Source organism: Shewanella sp. AS16, assembly GCF_021412365.1.
GTDB classification, from domain to species: domain Bacteria; phylum Pseudomonadota; class Gammaproteobacteria; order Enterobacterales; family Shewanellaceae; genus Shewanella; species Shewanella salipaludis.
Map to the genome: position 1 here is coordinate 1 of NZ_JAKCLK010000014.1, position 16,557 is coordinate 16,557.

Consider the following 16,557-nt stretch of genomic DNA (forward strand, 5'->3'; position numbering starts at 1 on the left):
TCCCCACACCACACTTGATTAGGCTCAGTGACTTGGAACTGGCGAGCCAAGTGGTTGGGTATTTCAACATGTTCTCGGTCAGCTTTCTTATAAGCATGCTTTGGCTGCTGGCAACTGACTAGCCCTAACTGTTTCATCAGTTTACTCGCGCGATAACGACTCAAGTTTATCCCTTTAGCCGTTACTATCTCTGCAACGCTTCTCGCCCCCGCAGAGCCATTGCTCGCTGCATGGGCTTCCCGTATCAGACTTTGTAATTTTACCTTCTCTGGTGAAATGGCCTTTGGACGACTGCGCCAATACTTATAGCTACTTCGGTGAAGCCCGAACACTTCACAGATGCATTTTACCGTATGGCTCTGCTTGAGCTTCTCGACTAACGAGAACTGTTCAGGGAGTCTGACATCAAGAGAGCGGTAGCCTTTTTTAGGATGGCATTATGCTCCTCGAGGCGATCAATTTTCTTCTTCAACTCACGAATTTCAATTTGTTCTGGCGTCATTAGCGTGGCTTTGGGTGAGCTCCCCATACGTTCTTGCTTGAGTTGTCTAACCCACTTTTCCATGCCTGATTTACTCACGCCCATGGCTTTAGCAGCGTCAATGACTGAGTAGTTTTGGTCAACGACCAGTTGTGCTGCCTCGAGTCGAAACTCCGGGCTGTATGTTGGTCTGGTTTGCTTTGTCATTGTGTCACCTGTTTAAATACAGACGTGATGATATCACCTCTAATCAGGTGGCCAAATTTAGTATGCCCCTACAGTTAATTCATAGCCTTTAAACAGTTTATGCCACTGCTCCAGCACTTCTCTGTCACTCCAACGGTTTGCCGTGTCGATATCAATTCACAACACCACATGCAGATGATTCGACATGGCCGAAAAAGCCGCCACATCGATGGCAAAAACCGCTTCAAGTTCAAAGAGCAGTGACTCTACCCAGCCCCGGCGATGGTCATAGTTTTTACCCGAATAGGTATCATCGCCGCACACTCTTTATTAACAAGAAGTGCGTGCCGTGCCACCCGGCTACAGCTGTGGTAATAGGGTCTGATTGTAAATAATCAGTTCCAAACTAATCTGGGTTCTCCGGGGGCACGACATGGCAAGACTCTAATATAGACAATTTATCTCAGTCTAGAAGAGGCTACTGAAGCACGCCAATTACTGTAGGTGGCCATAATTACCCCTCTCGGTGCGAAGAAAACCGGACCATTCAACCAGGCCTACCTACCAGCCCATCTTCCCCTGCCTGTTTTGGCGTGCAGTATCCAGTCACGACTATCTTATTTTAATTGGTTCTTTTCCTATGGCTGAAATCATCAGTCCGAAATACATTCCATCCTCCTTGAATACTCTTAATGTCCCGCCTTGTAATTTTCCTTTTAATTCTAAGCTGGATGTGACAGCGTTTAATTCTTGCAGCAGAACATTCTGTTCTTGCCCAGACAATAATAAACCACAAATTTTGTCAGAGCATGATGTTGAATCAACGAATAGACCGGGTGATGCATTTAAATATGCTATTTTAGCAACTACATCATTTAAAGAGTCTAACGTCGATTGAGAATCTATGTCAGTCATTTTGTCTGTGAGCGATGAAAGCAGCTCGCGTGTATCCGATAACGACAGCTTATCAATTGACCCACTATCGAATAATGTGTATCCATCGCTGCTTTTAGTTATAATTTCATCAAGATGAGATAACCTTACTGGCCTCTGTTTTTCTGTGATACCTTTATTATCTTCCTCCCTTATGTCGTCGTTCACTAGTACAGTCTGCATTTTTAATTCATCAGGATATGTCTCGGTGAAAATTATAGATTGTGTTTCGTTATTTATTACAGTTTTTTGTGCAGCGACATCTATTCTTTTCAATGCTGAATTTAAAGTGAAAAAATGCGCAGAGTATGCACTCGCCCCCATCAAAATTGTAACAAAGAAAACTTTAAACTTCATACTCATAAAAACAAATCCTTAAAACATTTTTTAAATGTTGAGCTCGTGTTTGGATATGAATTTTAATGTATTAAGTTTCTTTTGGCGCTTCCGGTGTCGGTGGTAGCATTTTCCAGACGGGCTCGCCTTGACTATCTGTTACAGTTCCGTCTGCAGCTACTTTGCATGCATTTGGACATTTAAAAGTTCCTTGCGAGGTAACGACGATACTATCGGCCAAAACTGTAAGGCTTACAATGCCGCAAAATAAAATTGGGGTACAATATTTAACCATGACTCATATCCTTGAATTCAAAGTTTTGTGAAAACTTCCTTATTATAAGGATATTATTTGACCATTATAAGTTAAGAGTGTAAAGGATTGTTTGACACCTATCACCATCTATGTGGCAACTTAATGGCCTTGTTGATCAAATCATTCCCGGGCGAGCCAATCCCCAGCCCGTTTTTCGGAAAAAGCAAGTGGCCCCGTCCCCTCTTGTTAGTACACAGCCGGGAAAGAGGCGAAAAAGAGGGCACCCACAACTCTCTTGTAAGCACGCAGGCAGAATAGTGTACCCATTCCCCTTTGAAGCGGCCGAGGGCGTTGGGGGAAATGCCGTAGGCGCGTCATGGACGATGCGCCAACCTCGGGACTCTTTGTAAAAGAGAGTTGGGATTTACCATCCGAGGCGTAGGCAATTAGCCCGAGGCTAATGCTTTAACAAGAGTCCGCTTCGTCGGGGCGTCATGGTGGATGCAAGGAGGATAGGACGAGCAGTCCTCCTTGCCCGGGTGTGGGCGGGAAGCCCACGACCTTATACCGCCTGAAAGGCGGTCAGAGCCAGCGCAGCTGGGTCCATTTACAGCTGAATGAAGCCCGCAACGCTTCACCCCCAAGGCTCTGGCCCAACGCCACAGTCAAAACACCAACAAAAAAGCCAACCCTCTCGGGTTGGCTTTCTGCTATGGCCTATGGCGGCCGCTGAAACCCGCCTAACTGGCCTTGGCGGCAGCCATGGCCGCTAATCGTGCCCTGGCCGCATGCAGCTTCTTGTAGCTGTCGATCAGCTTCTGATGCTTCTCCAGACCTTCGAGCTGCGAATTCGTTGGCGTCAGGCCAAAGAAGCGCACCGAGCCTTCGACAGAACCCACCACGGCATCCAGGGTCTCCCGGCCGAACATGCGCCCCAGGCTCTCCAGATAATCTGTTAGCTCCAGCTCGTCGTCGAGGCTGATTTCCAGCACCGCCTGCACGCCCTGGTAGAAGAGGCCACGGGCGACAGTGTTGTTGTTGTACTGCAGGAAGGTTTCGGTCAGCTCCAGCGCCTCTTCCAGCTCGCCGAGCGCCAGGGCGATCAGCAGCCTGAGCTCGAGGATCGTCAGCTGGCCCCAGACTGTGTTCTCGTCGAACTCTATGCCGATAAGAGTGATGATATCCGTGTAGATATCCAGCTGGCTCTCGTCCAGACGCTCGGACAGCTTGCGCAGCTGCCGGTTGTTGAGAGTGTGCAGGTTGAGTATGTCTTCGCGGTAGTCCAGCGCCTTGTTGGTGTTGTCCCAGATGAGATCCGACACAGGGTAGACCTCGGAGAAGTCCGGCACCAGGATACGGCAGGCGTTGCCCAGCTCGGTAAATTCGGCGATGTACACTTCCTTGCCGAGATCTTCCAGTATGGCGAACAGGCGCTCACTCTCCTCGGCATTGGTGCCCGAGAAGTCCCACTCGACGAACTCATAGTCGTGCTTGGCGCTGAAGAAGCGCCAGGAGATCACCCCGGTGGAGTCGATGAAGTGCTCGACGAAGTTCTCCGGCTCCTGCACCGCCATGCTGTTGAAGGTGGGCTTCTGCACATCGTTGAGGCCCTCGAAGCTGCGGCCCTGTAGCAGCTCGGTGAGGCTGCGCTCCAGCGCCACTTCCAGGCTGGGGTGGGCGCCGAAGGAGGCGAACACGCCGCCGGTGCGCGGGTTCATCAGGGTCACGCACATCACGGGGAACTGCCCGCCCAGAGACGCATCCTTGATGACCAGAGGGAAGCCCTGGGCCTCCAGCGCTTCTATGCCGGCCATTATGCCCGGGTACTTGGCCAGCACTTCCCTGGGCACGTCCGGCAGGGCGATCTCCTCTTCTATGATCTGGCGCTTGACCGCCCGCTCGAAGATCTCCGACAGACACTGCACCTTGGCTTCGTCCAGGTTGTTGCCTGCGCTCATGCCGTTGCTCAAAAACAGGTTCTCTATCAGGTTCGACGGGAAATACACCGTCTCGCCGTCACTCTGGCGCACATAGGGGATGGCGCAGATGCCGCGCGCCTTGTTGCCCGAGTTGGTGTCTATCAGGTTGGAGCCGCAGAGATCCCCGTCCGGGTTGTAGATCTCCAGGCAATAGTCGTCGAGTATGCCGTCCGGCAGCGCATCATCCGCCCCCGGCTGGAACCACTGCTCGTTGGGGTAGTGGACGAAGTCGGCGTTGGCTATCTCCGGGCCGAAATACTGGTCGTTGTAGAAGAAGTTGCAGCTCAGGCGCTCGATAAATTCCCCCAGCGCCGAGCACAGGGCGCTCTCCTTGGTGGCACCCTTGCCGTTGGTGAAGCACTTGGGCGAAGCGGCGTCGCGGATATGCAGCGACCAGACATGGGGCACCAGGTTGCGCCAGGAGGAGATCTCTATCTTCATCCCCAGATCCGCCAGCATGCCCGTCATGTTGGCTATGGTCTGCTCCAGCGGCAGGTCCTTGCCGAGGATGAAGGTGTGGTGGCTCTCGTCTGGCTTGAGCATCAGCATGGCCTGGGCGTCCTGATCCAGGCTGGCCACGGTTTCAATCTGGAACTCGGGGCCCGTCTGCACCACTTTTTTTACCGTGCAGCGGTCGATGGAGCGCAGTATGCCTTCCCTGTCCCTGTCGGAAATGCTTTCCGGCAGTTCCACCTGGATCTTGAAGATCTGGTTATAGCGGTTTTCCGGATCGACTATGTTGTTCTGCGACAGGCGAATGCCCTCTGTGGGTATGTCGCGGGAGCTGCAGTACACCTTGACGAAATAGGCGGCGCACAGGGCCGAGGACGCCAGGAAGTAATCGAAGGGACCCGGGGCCGAACCATCGCCCTTGTAGCGGATGGGCTGGTCGGCGATGACGCTGAAATCATCAAACTTGGCTTCGAGTCTGAGATTGTCGAGAAAATTTACTTTGATTTCCATTGGATAGTTCCGAATTGCTGCTGGGCTTGCCGCTCGCCCCAGGGCGCTGTTGATGACATGCAGTTTAAAAGCATGCCTCGGCCGTGGACAAATAGTGCGAAATTGGGGGAATTATCTGCTTTTTTGGGCCAATAGTCTTGGATTAATTGCCCGCAGGGGCGGCGCGGGGCCGACATGGCTCAGCTTATTCAGGCTAAGCCAGGGTCGTGGCAGACGCCATTCCCTGCCAGGGTTGCCGCCTGTGGCATGCCCAATATTGTGCAAATACACAAAATTATGTTCATTTACGAACATTTCGACTAGAATTTACTCAGACGTTCCCTTTTCATTGCGGCTTAAGCGACATCCAAGGCCGCCTTGCCAGCTCAAGATAAGGAGCCGTGTATGACCGGCCTCAAACAGCAAGCTCACTCCAAAGCCCAGGCTAAGACCCATTCCCAGGAGCAGCGCAGTGAAGCCATGGATTACAGCAAGGCCCTGCCGGTGGTATTCAGGATCATGGACAAGTGGCACTGCAATACCGCGGAGCAGCTGGCAATTTTGGGGATAAGCTCTCGTTCAACATTGAGCAAATACAAGGAAGCCAGCGGCGGACTGCGCCTATCCTTGGACACCCAAGAACGCATGAGCTACATACTGAACATACATAAATGCCTGCGGACCCTGTTCAGCGCCGATGACAGCGTCTATGGCTGGGTACGCAAACCCAACAAGCATCCCTTCTTCGCCGGTCACAGCGCCATGGATATCATGAAGCAGGGGCGCGTGGCCGATCTCTATGAAGTCGCCAGCCGGCTGCATGCCTGGCGCGGAGGCATGGCTTGATGGAGCAACCGCCGCTGACAGGCTACGAGCAGCAGAAATGTTATCGTGTGGTCCCAAGTCGATACCCCACGATCAACCTCTTCGAGGATGTGGCCAATGAAGACGAACTCGAGGCAGTGTGGGCCATAGAAGCCATGACCAACAGCAGGTTGAACGAGCAGGCCGGCGACTTGAATCGGGTGCCCAAGGCTGACTGGTTAACCGGCCTGCCCGGCTGCAATGCTGTGATGGCCGCCTTTACCCATATCAACCCGGAAGGCGCCAGGTTTACCACCAGGGATTTTGGCGGCTACTACTGCGCGCCCTTGCTGGATACTTCGGTCAAGGAAACTGTCTATCACCAGGAGAGGTTGCTCGGCTATACCGATGAACCACCCCAGAAGATACAGATGCGGGTGCTGGTCGCAGTATTCGATGCGCTGCTGCTCGACATCACGGGGCCAGACTTCCAGGAGAGTCTGCTCTATAACGGCACCAGCTATGCCTACAGCCAGGTCTTTGCCAACGAACATAAGCTCAGGGATGTGGATGGGATCCGCTACCTGTCGGTGCGTCATCCGGGCCATGACTGCTATGTCTTGTACCGCCCACGTCTAGTCACCCAGATATTGCAATCCAAGCACCTGGAGTACCATTGGAATGGCAATGCCATCACCAATGTGCTCGAAATCAAGCTCTACGGCGAATAGCCATTATGGCTCTAGCCTGGCATGGAGCCTACGACCCAGGGTGAACGCCAGGCGATGTTTCACCCTGAATACACAGGCCTCTCGTCACTCTGAAAGGAACAAGATTCAGCTGAATGGCCGATGCCACAAGATCAACAAACACCCATCCAGGATCCAGCCGATAGTCACCATTGGAGATGACAGGCACGGACATGCCGGTGCCAGCTGGATAGGGGTGATGCCACTTGGCGATCTCACCCAGAGGATTGTATACAAAAATCACGGGATGTTGGCCATTTTTGCTGCTAGGATAACTATCCAAATAAACGTCAGATTTGTGAGCTTATTTTGGCCCTAATGCGCAGCAAGTATCTATGCCAATGCTGCACGCCGATAGGATGAGCCTACCAAATACACCCACTTCACGAGTACCCTATGAAAAAAATAATCAATGGCCTAATACTGGGTTTACTGGTCAGCGGCTGTAGCGACCCGGTTAAACAAGACGCCACGCCCACCGCGGCCGAGACAGCAACCCCGGCCCCCGCCCCGGCTGCGGCCAGCCTCAAGCAGCAATTGGTCGGTATGACCAAGGACTATTTCGCCCTCAGGCCCGAGCTGGCCACTTATTACGGGGTGACAGACGCCAATGCAGGTGCCGGGGTCATGTCCAGCCTGACAGATTACAGCCCGGCAGGAGAAGCCCATCGCAGGGCGGGCCTCGCAGCCATGCTGGCCAAACTCGATGCCATGGACAGTGCCAGGCTGAGCCCATCGGATAGGGTGAGCCTGAATGCCATCAGATCCGAAGTCAGGGGCGCCCTGCTGCCGGCCCAGACAGTCGACTATGGCAACGTACTGGGCGAATACGGTGTCTGGTTCCTGCCCTATGCGGTGAACCATCTTTCCGGCCTGCAGGTTGAATTCCCAGGTTACATGGAAGACAAGTTCGCTGTCACCGACAGCACCGAGGCCAAGGCCTATCTGGCACGCCTGAGGGCCTATCCCGCGGCCATGGCCGGGCTTATCGCCAAGATGGAGCAGGATGCCGAACTTGGGGTGATCCCCCCCGACTTCGTGATAGACAAGACGCTGCGCGGCCTGGCGGCCCAGATAGCCATGCCCCCTGCCGAGCACCCTTTGGTGTTGAGCTTCAAGGCCAAGCTGGCGGCGGCCGGCGTGGACGGGGCTGAAACGCTGGCCACATCCGCGACTGAATTGGTCGACAGCCAATATTACCCCGCCACCCGGGCGCTGATTGCCGCACTTGAGGCCCTGCGGCCGAAGGCGACCCATGATGCCGGCATAGGCAGACTGCCAAAAGGGGCCGAGCTGTATCAGGCCATGATCAAACACCTGGCCAACTCGGACAAGACAGCGGATGAAATTCATCGGCTGGGCCTGGCCGAGGTGGCGCGGATCACCACTGAGATGGACGGCCTGCTGAAAAAAGTCGGCTACACGGACGGCACAGTGGGTGAGCGCATGCAGGTGCTGCTCAAAGATCCCAAATACCTCTACCCCAATACACCGGAAGGCAAGCGGCAGCTGATGGCGGATATTCATGCCGACTTGGACTTGGTCAACGCCAAACTGCCGCAGTGGTTCGGGCGCTTGCCGGATCAGGAGGTCGCAGTCGAGGCCGTGCCCGACAGCCGCGCCGCCTCCACCAGCGGCGCCTTCTACGATGCGCCATCCCAGGACGGTTCGCGCAAGGGCACCTTCTGGATCAGCCTGTACGACACTGCCTCCCTGCCATCTTACTCGCTGCAGACCCTGACCTACCACGAGACCAACCCGGGTCATCACCTGCAGACCATAATAGGCCTGTCCGACACCTTGCCGCTGATGAGTACCCTCTTCTACTCCAATGCGGCGGGCGAAGGCTGGGCACTGTACGCCGAACGCCTGGCGGCAGAGATGGGTATCTATGCCGAGGATCCCATAGACGATATCGGCCGCCTGCAATCCGAGCTGCACCGCGCCGTGCGTCTGGTGGTGGATACCGGCATGCATGCCAAGGGCTGGAGTCGAGAACAGGCGATCGACTATGCAGTCGCCACCGAAGGCATACACATAGACGAGGCCACGGGCGAAATCGAGCGTTATTGCGTATGGCCTGGACAGGCGCTGGGCTACAAGCTGGGCGAGCTGAAGATCATAGAATTGCGTGAGAAGGCGAAAAAGGTACTGGGCAGTCGTTTCGATATCAAGGTATTCCACGACCGCTTGCTGGAAAATGGTGCCCTGCCACTGGCTCTGATGCAGCAGAAGATAGAAATGTGGCTGGATTCTGTGAAGTAAGTTGAGCCGGGCAAGATAGCTAACAGGGTCAAGATGCCTGCATCTTGACCCTGTTTATTGGCGGCTTTCAGGCGCCCTGGCCGGCAAATTTACGCCGATAGTGCTTGCCCAGGTAACGAATGAAGCCGACGCCTATGACCCCGGGCAAGATCCACGACAGCAGCTGTAGATTGCCATGGCTGACGAACAGGCGGCTGCCACCGAAGGCGAAGAAGGCGGTGTAACAGGCGATGCCTGAACCTATCATGGCCCCCAGATGCTCTATCCACCATTCCATCTTGCTCAGGCTGGCCTTGAAGCTGTAGCGCAGGAAGCCTCCACCCACCAGCGTCCCCAGTACGCCGAAGATCACCGGCAATATTTGTTGCTGACCATGACCCCAGATGGCCAGCAAAGGACCCGCGACCGTTAAGCCCGCCATCAGCAGCAGATGGACAGGCGCCTGCAACTGCCGACGCTGGGTCTTGTGGCGCAACACCAATACCCCATGCCTGACTGTGGTGACGGTCAACAGACTCAGGTACAGCAAGAAGATCCAGGTATTGCTGCGCGTCGCTATCTGCTGCGCCAGCGCCTCGGCATCCTTGGCCGGATGCGAGATCACCGCCAGGGGATCGAGCAGGCCCAGGGTCGCCATGGTACAACCTGTGGCCGCGACACAATACATGGCATACACATAATAGCGGCCGAAACGGCTGTGGTTGGCACTGCCCTTCCTGAGGAAGGCCGGCAGCCAGAACAACACCAGGGCGAAGGCGCCGGCGCCGATATGCAATGTTTGTGACAGGGTAAATATGGCGTTCATCATCAAGCTCCTTAACTGTTGAAGCTTGATGATATGAAATGCCCCCATGGCCCATAAGTGCCAAAAGTCACTTTCTTGTCTCACGCCCATGGGGAGCATCCCGGCCTTGGTCATGGAAGGCGAGGTAGGTTAATAAAAAGGCGTCACTGCAATAACCGAGTGACGCCTGGATCCGGCGCTGACAGGCCGGGCACATGGCTGACCGCCAAGCTCTACACTAAGAGCCTACTCCTTGAAACTGATGCGCACCTTCTTGGCACCATGTTGGAGTTCTTCGGGTTTTGGCACATGGATGGACAACACGCCTCTATCATACTTGGCGGTTATGGCATCGACATCTGCGTTGAAGCCCAAAGGGATCTGACGGTTGAATAAGCCAAAGGAACGTTCCCTGAAGTGGTAGCCTTTCTCATCCTTGTCTTGTTCGAATTTCTTCTCACCCTTAATGCTCAGGTAGTTACCTTGAACTTCGACTTCTATGTCCTTTTCGTCCATATCGGGTAACTCGGCCTTGATCTCGAAGTACTCGCCGCATTCTTTTACATCTATTGCAGGAAACAGGTTCTGCCGCTCTGCCCTGACACCAGGCCAGTTAGACATCCAATCTCTGGCAAACTCGTCGAAGACGTTGTCTAACCTAGATTGCAGTGCAGTCCGGGCATCATCTCTGTGAAAGATGGAGGGGAAAATTGATTTCATGACAACCTCCTTACTAGCCTGACGCTATGTTAGGGGCCGAATATGGGGCTGACTCACTCAATATTCACGCCCCCCGAAGCCCGAATCTTCCGGACTCCCTACTATTATTTTAGTACAAGGGCCGGGGCATAACCCTACAACTTGCATGGTCTTGAAGTCTCAGTATCACCCCGGCCAACTTGGCGATACTGAAGCGAATGGCCAGGGGCATGGCAGCGAATTCTATGCTCAGCAGCAGGTTTTTCACCTCCAGGCCCAGCTCGGTATCGCCTTCGATGCAGAGCCGCCGCTGGAAGAATAAGGTATCGGGATCTTCCTTGCCGGCCGCCACCAGCACCAGTTCCTTCGACTCGGCCATGAAGGTCACAGCCGGGGGCTGCTCCCCCATCTCACGCACCAGCCAATGGCCGTCGAAGCCGACTTCGAAGGCCAACGCCAGATCAGGCACTTGGATCCCGACCCATTTATCCTCCAGGAAGCTTAACTCGCCCTCCCTGGCCTGCCCGGCGAGGATTAACCCCAACACCCTGGCGATCAACGCCGACTTGAGCGGAAAAGGCACCATGGCCAGCGGACGGCGGGCAAACCTGGGAACCCCATCCAATAGCTTCTTTGCCGCCACTACGGTGAAATCTGTGTGCATCTTGGCACTCCTGCTGAATGACTCAAAACTGCCGCCAAGTTTAACTGCGCTTTCCGTTGGCAAACCTGTTTTACATCAATTCTCTGTCATTCAAACCCTTCTACACTTTCGCCTCAACCAAACAACAGGGGGAACTGAGTATGGAACTACTGTGTCCGGCGGGTAATCTGGCATCACTGAAAACGGCATTGAATGCCGGTGCCGACGCCGTGTATTTAGGCTTGAAAGATGATACCAATGCCCGCTCCTTTGCCGGGCTGAACTTTACGCCGGACAAACTGCAAGAGGCGGCGCAATTTACCCATAGGCAGGGCAGGAAGTTATTCCTGACCATCAACACCTTCCCTAAACCCGGCGAGGAGTCACGTTGGTATCAAGCCGTAGATCTCGCGGCAAACTGCGACATGGATGCCCTGATAGTGGCAGATCTGTCGCTGCTGGATTACGCCCACAGTCGCTACCCCCATATTCCCCTGCACCTCTCGGTACAGGCCAGTGCCACCAACCTGGGCGCCTTGAGCCTATATAAGGAAGAATTCAACATAGCCCGCGCCGTGCTGCCCAGGGTATTGTCGATGAAACAGGTACGGGATCTGGCCAAGGTCAGCCCTGTGGATCTGGAAGTCTTCGCCTTCGGCAGCCTATGCATCATGGCCGAAGGCCGCTGTCACCTGTCTTCCTATGTCACCGGCCAGTCGCCCAACACTGGGGGCAGCTGCTCGCCGGCCAAACATGTGCGCTGGCAGGAACAGGACCAGAGCAGGCTGACCCGGCTCAACGAAGTGCTGATCGATGTCTCCAACGTCGACGAACAGATGGGCTACCCCGTGGTCTGCAAGGGCCGCTACCTCACAGACGCGCAGGACTCTCCCGAATACCTGCTCGAATCCCCCACCAGCCTCAACACCCTGAGCCTGATCCCCGAGCTGGCACAGGCGGGCATAGTGTCGCTCAAGATAGAGGGGCGGCAACGCAGCCCGGCCTATGTGGAGCAGGTCACCAGGGTCTGGCGCCGCGCCATAGACACCTACCTGCAAGATCCGCAACACTTCCAGTGCCGCAGCGAATGGGATAGTGCCCTGGCCAAGGTCTCGGAAGGGCAAATCACCACCCTGGGCGCCTATGAGCGCAACTGGCAATAGAGGCGAATCACAATGAAGATTTCTTTAGGTCCACTGCTGTACTGCTGGAAGAAACCGCAGGTCATGGACTTCTACCAGCGGGTCGCACACAGCCCCATCCCCCTTGTCTACCTGGGCGAAGCCGTTTGCAGTCGCAGGCGCGAGCTGAAGTTCGGTGACTATCTGGCATTGGCAAGCATGCTCAAACAGGCGGGCAAGCAGGTGGTGCTCTCGACCCTGGCGCTGCTGGAGGCGCCCTCCGAATATAACGAGCTCAAGAAGCAGGTGGAGAATGGCGAATTCATCATAGAAGCCAACGATGTCGCCGCAGTGCAGCAGGCCAAAGCCCTGGGACTGCCCTTCGTCTGTGGTCCAAGCATCAACAACTACAACCTCGCCAGCCTGACCCGGCTCCATGGCTGGGGCATGCAACGCTTCGTCATGCCGCTGGAGCTGTCCCGCTCCTGGCTCGTCAAGGTGATGGAGGCAGCCGGCGGCAAACTGCCGTTCGAAATAGAAGTCTTCGGTCACGGTCATATGCCGCTGGCGCATTCGGCCCGCTGCTTTACCGCCAGGCATATGGGGTTGCATAAGGATCAATGCAACATAGTCTGCCTGTCACACCCTCAGGGCCTGCTGGCGCAGACCCAGGAAGCACAACCCCTGCTGAGGCTCAATGGCATTCAGACCCAATCGGCGGCCTGCGTCGACCTGTCGGCCGAAATCGCCGACATGCATAGTCTGGGGGTCGACTATTTCAGGGTGTCGCCCTCGGATCTTGGCAGCATAGAGACAGCCAGCCTGCTCACCCAGGGCCAACCCTTGCCCAAGCCCGAGATGCCCTGCAACGGCTATTGGCACGACGCACCCGGCATGGTTTCGTGCTGAGCTGCGAGGCGCCAACAGCTGAGCCCGGCGTCGCGGGCCTGGCATGAGGCTGCCGGGCCCGAATTTCGCCGTTTAGGGACCACAAAGCCACAGCGAAAGGCTGGTCAAATCCGCTAAATCAGCTTAGGATCTAGCCAGCTAATTTTGCAGGCATATCGGGAGTAATCACACATATGGGTATCAGAGCCATAGTCGTAGACACAGCGGGCACGACGACTGATCTTAACTTCATTCAGGAGATCTTGTTTCCCTACTCAGTTAAGGCATTACCCGAGTTTCTCGAACAGAATCAAACCAATGTCTTGGTTGAGAATTGCCTGTGCGACACCCGGGAGATAGCCCTGGAGCCTGAAGCGGATCTGGCCAGGACCACGGAGATATTGCAGCAGTGGGTCGCCGAGGATCGCAAGGCCACCCCACTGAAGACGTTGCAGGGATTGATCTGGAAGCAGGGCTATACCAAGGTCGACTTCAAGGGCCACATCTACCCCGACTTCATCGAGGCCATGCACCGTTATGCCGAGCAGAAACTGAGAGTCTACAGCTTCTCCTCCGGCTCAGTCGATGCGCAGAAGTTACTCTTCAGCCACAGCGATGCAGGTGATCTGACGCCGCTGTTCAACGGCCACTTCGACACCCGCACGGGCAACAAACAAGACAAGCAGGCCTATTGCAACATACTCAACACCATCAGCCTGAGCCCCAAGCAGGTGCTGTTCGTGTCCGATGTGGTGGAAGAGCTCAAGGCCGCCGATGCCGCCGGCATGCTCACCTGCCAGATGGTGCGCAGCCCGGCACAGACCACGGACAAGTTCCGCCAGGTGAAGAGTTTCGCTGAGTTGCTCATCGAATAAGCGCCGGCGCCGGCAGTGACATAGACACGCGCCAAACAGGCAAACACGACAGCGACCCAGGGTCGCTGTTATTTTATCCCTGTACGGCCAGGCCCTTGCCTATCGCAGCGCTCTGAGTCAAACGTCACTGAGGTTTATCGACCGCGACTGCATCCTGGCTATTCTGGGTTTCGCGATGCCTGAATCCCGACACGGCCGAGGCAGACAGGAAGCCCAACAATGCCCCCAACACCACATTGAACGAATGGGATGCCAGCTCGCGTTTCTTCTGATGACTGGCGGTATCTTGTTTCAGGGTCTCGATGATCAGCGACTTGGTCTCGGGATCCTGGATATCGGCGTAGAGGGAGGGATTAAGATCGATAGTCGGGTTGTGGTCTATTTCGAAGAAAGCCACATAACCTGTCGCGACAAACAGCACCAGATACACCAGCAGTATTCCCGCCCACACAGTCTTGGACAGGCTCTTGGGATTCAGGTTTTCTATGGCAGCCATATGCTAATTCCTTTTGTTACTTATCCATCTAAGGGTAATCAATGTCTCACATTCGGCTAAGTTAGCAGAAAATATCGGCATAGGTTAGCTTTGCAAGGCCCCATGAAAACAAAAAAAGCGACCCAGAGGCCGCTTTCTACATGCAGGGCAGACACTAGCCCTTGCGCGGCGCGCATAGGATAGGTGTGTAATGCCAGAGGAAGATGCCGAAAGACAAGATCCAGCAGAGGGCGGCCAGGCTCCAGCCCCAGGCAGGGTTTCCCAGCAGCGGCAAGCCGACCCGGGCCAGGGCGCCCAAGAGTATCAGGCCGAAGGCCAGACTCAATGCCGGGTGCGGCTGGAGTGGTCGGCCCGTATGCCCCAGAGACACCCGTGCCATCATGGCCAGGATCATCCCCCCTATGGTGCCGACCGTGATCAGATGCAAGGCCTCGCTGAAGCGGATGGCATCTGTGTAATAGCTGGCGCCTATGGCCACCAGTCCCAGCCCCAACGCCAGGTAGGAGGCATGCAGCGACCAGAGCAAGGGCACCCTGAGGGTCGCGCGGGGATCCCAGCACCAGAGACGCAGCAGGTGCAGCACGCCGGCCGCGATCAAGAGCGTCGCCGGGGTGAAGGGCAAGCTCACCAAGTCGGCGGTAAAGAAAACGATAACGCCGGCCAGGGTGACAGGAGGCAAGAGTTTGTCCAGCAGCGGTGTGGCCACTACCTTGGCATGCTCGGCGCCCCGGCCGGTGAAGAAGGGGATCACCCGCCCGCCCACTATGCCGACCATCAAACCGAACAGGAGGATCACACTGCGGGCCAGATGCAATGCCAGCTGGGTATGGCCGTTGAAGTCGGCCAGCAGGAAGCCCAGGTTAAGCAACATCATGGCGCCCAACAGCGGAATAAACTGGTAATTGCGCCGACTGCGGGCGCGGACCAGCATGGAGGCCAAATAGCCTATCGAGCCCAACCACCAGAGCGCCTGTAGGCCTATGGCCAGCAGCTGCAGCCCGGGGGCGGGACTCCAGAGCAACACACGCACCGAGAGCCAAACCAGCGTCAAGGCGATCAGGCCGCCGCCGTGGAGACTGCGCTTGCCCGTCCAGGTCTGCGCCGCCGTGAGCAGGAAGGCCACGGCGACCGTGGCACCGAAACCGAACAGCATTTCGTGGATATGCCATACCAGAGGCGTGATGCCGTCATCGGCAAAGCCGCCGAAATGTCCCTGCAGGAAGGAGATCCAGATGCCTATGCTGACCACAGACAGGCAGGCGGCGGCGAGAAACCAGGGGCGAAACGGCAGATCCCAGACGGCTTGCTTGCTGAGGCCGCGCAGCGAGGCATAGCCACTCGCTTTGACACCTGTACCTGCGGTTTTCGCCTCGAGCTCACCCGTCGACGAGAGTATCTGCCTGGTCCCGGGTTTAGCCGCCCTGTGCTTGCTCTCCGGCTCATTGATCTTCAAGAGTGATTTGCTCATAGGCCTGCTTTAATCCTTTCTCTGTATCTGTTTCATGCTGTTCTCTAATGCTCAGTGTATTGGCTTACCCAAACCGTTCAAGCCAATGCAACGTATGACGTAAGAGATCTTGAACAAGGTGGCAAAGAGTACCAGCGCAATATGACCGGCGATCTGGGCGCCGAGGGAAAAGCTCAGCAGTTGACTGTAACTCACCAGCACGCTGCATAGCAGCCCCAGCAGGGTCAGTCCCATGGCCCAATTACCCGCCGACAACAAGGTAGCATAGCCATGCTTGGACTTGCCTTGACCAGCATCAAGTCCCTTCACTCGCGGTGCCTGAAAAACATCATGGCCGAACTGGGTATCCGCCGTTAACGCCATTGTCTGAGAAATATTCATAGCCTGGCCCTTAAATTCTGTTAACCTTTGCCCTGCCTCGCTCAACACTCTTGTCCTGAGATTGGCCTCAAACCTGTTACCGCGCCTCCTACCAAAGATAACGCGACTCAAGACTGATATAGCGAATACCATGCCAAGGTACTCGCATACAGAATATCCTTTAATAACAAAGCAGTTGCCGAATCAGCCACGCTTGCATGAGTCATAAAGACACACTTTAGTATGAGTCATTATGACGCAAGTGAATCATTTAGCCTCCAGGCGTGTTAGG

At 55.4% G+C, this 16,557-nt stretch carries 15 protein-coding genes and 2 pseudogenes; 6 read left to right on the forward strand and 11 right to left on the reverse strand.

Annotated features, from left to right (window positions below; translation table 11 throughout):
* From LZP73_RS18200 to LZP73_RS18215, 4 genes and pseudogenes are all read right to left on the reverse strand, one after another.
* Positions 1–688, reverse strand: a pseudogene (locus LZP73_RS18200) (IS3 family transposase); the annotation flags it as partial.
* 72 nt (positions 689–760) lie between these two features.
* Positions 761–1,102 (reverse strand): annotated as a pseudogene (locus LZP73_RS18205) (transposase); the annotation flags it as partial.
* A gap of 177 nt (positions 1,103–1,279) precedes the next feature.
* Entirely contained in the window at positions 1,280–1,963 is a 684-nt protein-coding gene (locus tag LZP73_RS18210) for a hypothetical protein (protein WP_234236362.1), read from the reverse strand.
* Between the two features lie 969 nt (positions 1,964–2,932).
* A complete protein-coding gene (locus LZP73_RS18215; RefSeq protein WP_234236363.1) occupies positions 2,933–5,134 on the reverse strand; it encodes an OsmC domain/YcaO domain-containing protein in 2,202 nt (733 codons plus the stop codon).
* 384 nt (positions 5,135–5,518) lie between these two features.
* Between LZP73_RS18215 and LZP73_RS18220 the strand changes: the two genes are divergently transcribed.
* Positions 5,519–5,959: an MbcA/ParS/Xre antitoxin family protein gene (locus LZP73_RS18220; RefSeq protein ID WP_211164416.1), complete on the forward strand. Its 441-nt coding sequence runs from the start codon at positions 5,519–5,521 to the stop codon at positions 5,957–5,959.
* Entirely contained in the window at positions 5,959–6,648 is a 690-nt protein-coding gene (locus LZP73_RS18225) for an RES family NAD+ phosphorylase (RefSeq protein ID WP_234236401.1), read from the forward strand. Before LZP73_RS18220 ends, LZP73_RS18225 begins: the two co-directional genes overlap by 1 nt.
* A gap of 28 nt (positions 6,649–6,676) precedes the next feature.
* On the opposite strand, the gene LZP73_RS18230 is transcribed toward LZP73_RS18225, so the two are convergent.
* A complete protein-coding gene (locus LZP73_RS18230) occupies positions 6,677–6,910 on the reverse strand; it encodes a hypothetical protein (protein ID WP_234236364.1) in 234 nt (77 codons plus the stop codon).
* A gap of 152 nt (positions 6,911–7,062) precedes the next feature.
* Here LZP73_RS18230 and LZP73_RS18235 point away from each other — a divergent pair, with 152 nt between their 5' ends.
* Positions 7,063–8,931, forward strand: coding sequence for a DUF885 domain-containing protein (locus LZP73_RS18235; RefSeq protein ID WP_234236365.1), 1,869 nt, complete (start codon positions 7,063–7,065; stop codon positions 8,929–8,931).
* A gap of 67 nt (positions 8,932–8,998) precedes the next feature.
* On the opposite strand, the gene LZP73_RS18240 is transcribed toward LZP73_RS18235, so the two are convergent.
* From LZP73_RS18240 to ubiT, 3 genes are all read right to left on the reverse strand, one after another.
* A complete protein-coding gene (locus tag LZP73_RS18240) occupies positions 8,999–9,739 on the reverse strand; it encodes a hypothetical protein (protein WP_234236366.1) in 741 nt (246 codons plus the stop codon).
* Positions 9,740–9,961: 222 nt separating this feature from the next.
* Entirely contained in the window at positions 9,962–10,435 is a 474-nt protein-coding gene (locus LZP73_RS18245) for an Hsp20/alpha crystallin family protein (protein ID WP_169564959.1), read from the reverse strand.
* Positions 10,436–10,544: 109 nt separating this feature from the next.
* Positions 10,545–11,078 carry a ubiquinone anaerobic biosynthesis accessory factor UbiT gene (gene ubiT, locus LZP73_RS18250; RefSeq protein ID WP_234236367.1) on the reverse strand — a complete coding sequence of 178 codons (534 nt, stop codon included), beginning with the start codon at positions 11,076–11,078 and terminating at the stop codon, positions 10,545–10,547.
* Between the two features lie 140 nt (positions 11,079–11,218).
* Between ubiT and ubiU the strand changes: the two genes are divergently transcribed.
* The 3 genes from ubiU to mtnC all read left to right on the forward strand — a co-directional run bounded on the left by ubiU (position 11,219) and on the right by mtnC (position 13,941).
* The gene (gene ubiU, locus LZP73_RS18255) at positions 11,219–12,220 is read left to right on the forward strand and encodes a ubiquinone anaerobic biosynthesis protein UbiU (protein WP_234236368.1); all 1,002 of its coding nucleotides are present in this window, start codon (positions 11,219–11,221) and stop codon (positions 12,218–12,220) included.
* Between the two features lie 12 nt (positions 12,221–12,232).
* Entirely contained in the window at positions 12,233–13,087 is an 855-nt protein-coding gene (locus LZP73_RS18260) for a U32 family peptidase (RefSeq protein WP_234236369.1), read from the forward strand.
* 173 nt (positions 13,088–13,260) lie between these two features.
* The gene (mtnC, locus tag LZP73_RS18265) at positions 13,261–13,941 is read left to right on the forward strand and encodes an acireductone synthase (protein ID WP_234236370.1); all 681 of its coding nucleotides are present in this window, start codon (positions 13,261–13,263) and stop codon (positions 13,939–13,941) included.
* A 124-nt stretch (positions 13,942–14,065) separates the two neighbouring features.
* Here the strand turns inward: mtnC and LZP73_RS18270 are convergent, their stop codons facing one another.
* The 3 genes from LZP73_RS18270 to LZP73_RS18280 form a co-directional block, all read right to left on the reverse strand.
* Positions 14,066–14,437 carry a hypothetical protein gene (locus tag LZP73_RS18270; RefSeq protein ID WP_169564964.1) on the reverse strand — a complete coding sequence of 124 codons (372 nt, stop codon included), beginning with the start codon at positions 14,435–14,437 and terminating at the stop codon, positions 14,066–14,068.
* 154 nt (positions 14,438–14,591) lie between these two features.
* Positions 14,592–15,905: an NnrS family protein gene (locus LZP73_RS18275; protein ID WP_234236371.1), complete on the reverse strand. Its 1,314-nt coding sequence runs from the start codon at positions 15,903–15,905 to the stop codon at positions 14,592–14,594.
* Between the two features lie 51 nt (positions 15,906–15,956).
* Complete coding sequence (locus LZP73_RS18280; protein WP_234236372.1) at positions 15,957–16,286, reverse strand: hypothetical protein; 330 nt, start codon at positions 16,284–16,286, stop codon at positions 15,957–15,959.
* Positions 16,287–16,557 lie beyond the last annotated feature (271 nt).

Bases quoted from the DNA above. Each gene is read 5' to 3' on its own strand.
- LZP73_RS18275 (WP_234236371.1), bottom strand. From the start codon at position 15,905: ATGAGCAAATCACTCTTGAAGATCAATGAGCCGGAGAGCAAGCACAGG.
- mtnC (WP_234236370.1), top strand. From the start codon at position 13,261: ATGGGTATCAGAGCCATAGTCGTAGACACAGCGGGCACGACGACTGAT.
- LZP73_RS18240 (WP_234236366.1), bottom strand. From the start codon at position 9,739: ATGATGAACGCCATATTTACCCTGTCACAAACATTGCATATCGGCGCC.
- LZP73_RS18245 (WP_169564959.1), bottom strand. From the start codon at position 10,435: ATGAAATCAATTTTCCCCTCCATCTTTCACAGAGATGATGCCCGGACT.
- LZP73_RS18215 (WP_234236363.1), bottom strand. From the start codon at position 5,134: ATGGAAATCAAAGTAAATTTTCTCGACAATCTCAGACTCGAAGCCAAG.
- ubiU (WP_234236368.1), top strand. From the start codon at position 11,219: ATGGAACTACTGTGTCCGGCGGGTAATCTGGCATCACTGAAAACGGCA.
- ubiT (WP_234236367.1), bottom strand. From the start codon at position 11,078: ATGCACACAGATTTCACCGTAGTGGCGGCAAAGAAGCTATTGGATGGG.
- LZP73_RS18280 (WP_234236372.1), bottom strand. From the start codon at position 16,286: ATGAATATTTCTCAGACAATGGCGTTAACGGCGGATACCCAGTTCGGC.
- LZP73_RS18270 (WP_169564964.1), bottom strand. From the start codon at position 14,437: ATGGCTGCCATAGAAAACCTGAATCCCAAGAGCCTGTCCAAGACTGTG.
- LZP73_RS18225 (WP_234236401.1), top strand. From the start codon at position 5,959: ATGGAGCAACCGCCGCTGACAGGCTACGAGCAGCAGAAATGTTATCGT.
- LZP73_RS18220 (WP_211164416.1), top strand. From the start codon at position 5,519: ATGACCGGCCTCAAACAGCAAGCTCACTCCAAAGCCCAGGCTAAGACC.
- LZP73_RS18235 (WP_234236365.1), top strand. From the start codon at position 7,063: ATGAAAAAAATAATCAATGGCCTAATACTGGGTTTACTGGTCAGCGGC.
- LZP73_RS18210 (WP_234236362.1), bottom strand. From the start codon at position 1,963: ATGAGTATGAAGTTTAAAGTTTTCTTTGTTACAATTTTGATGGGGGCG.
- LZP73_RS18260 (WP_234236369.1), top strand. From the start codon at position 12,233: ATGAAGATTTCTTTAGGTCCACTGCTGTACTGCTGGAAGAAACCGCAG.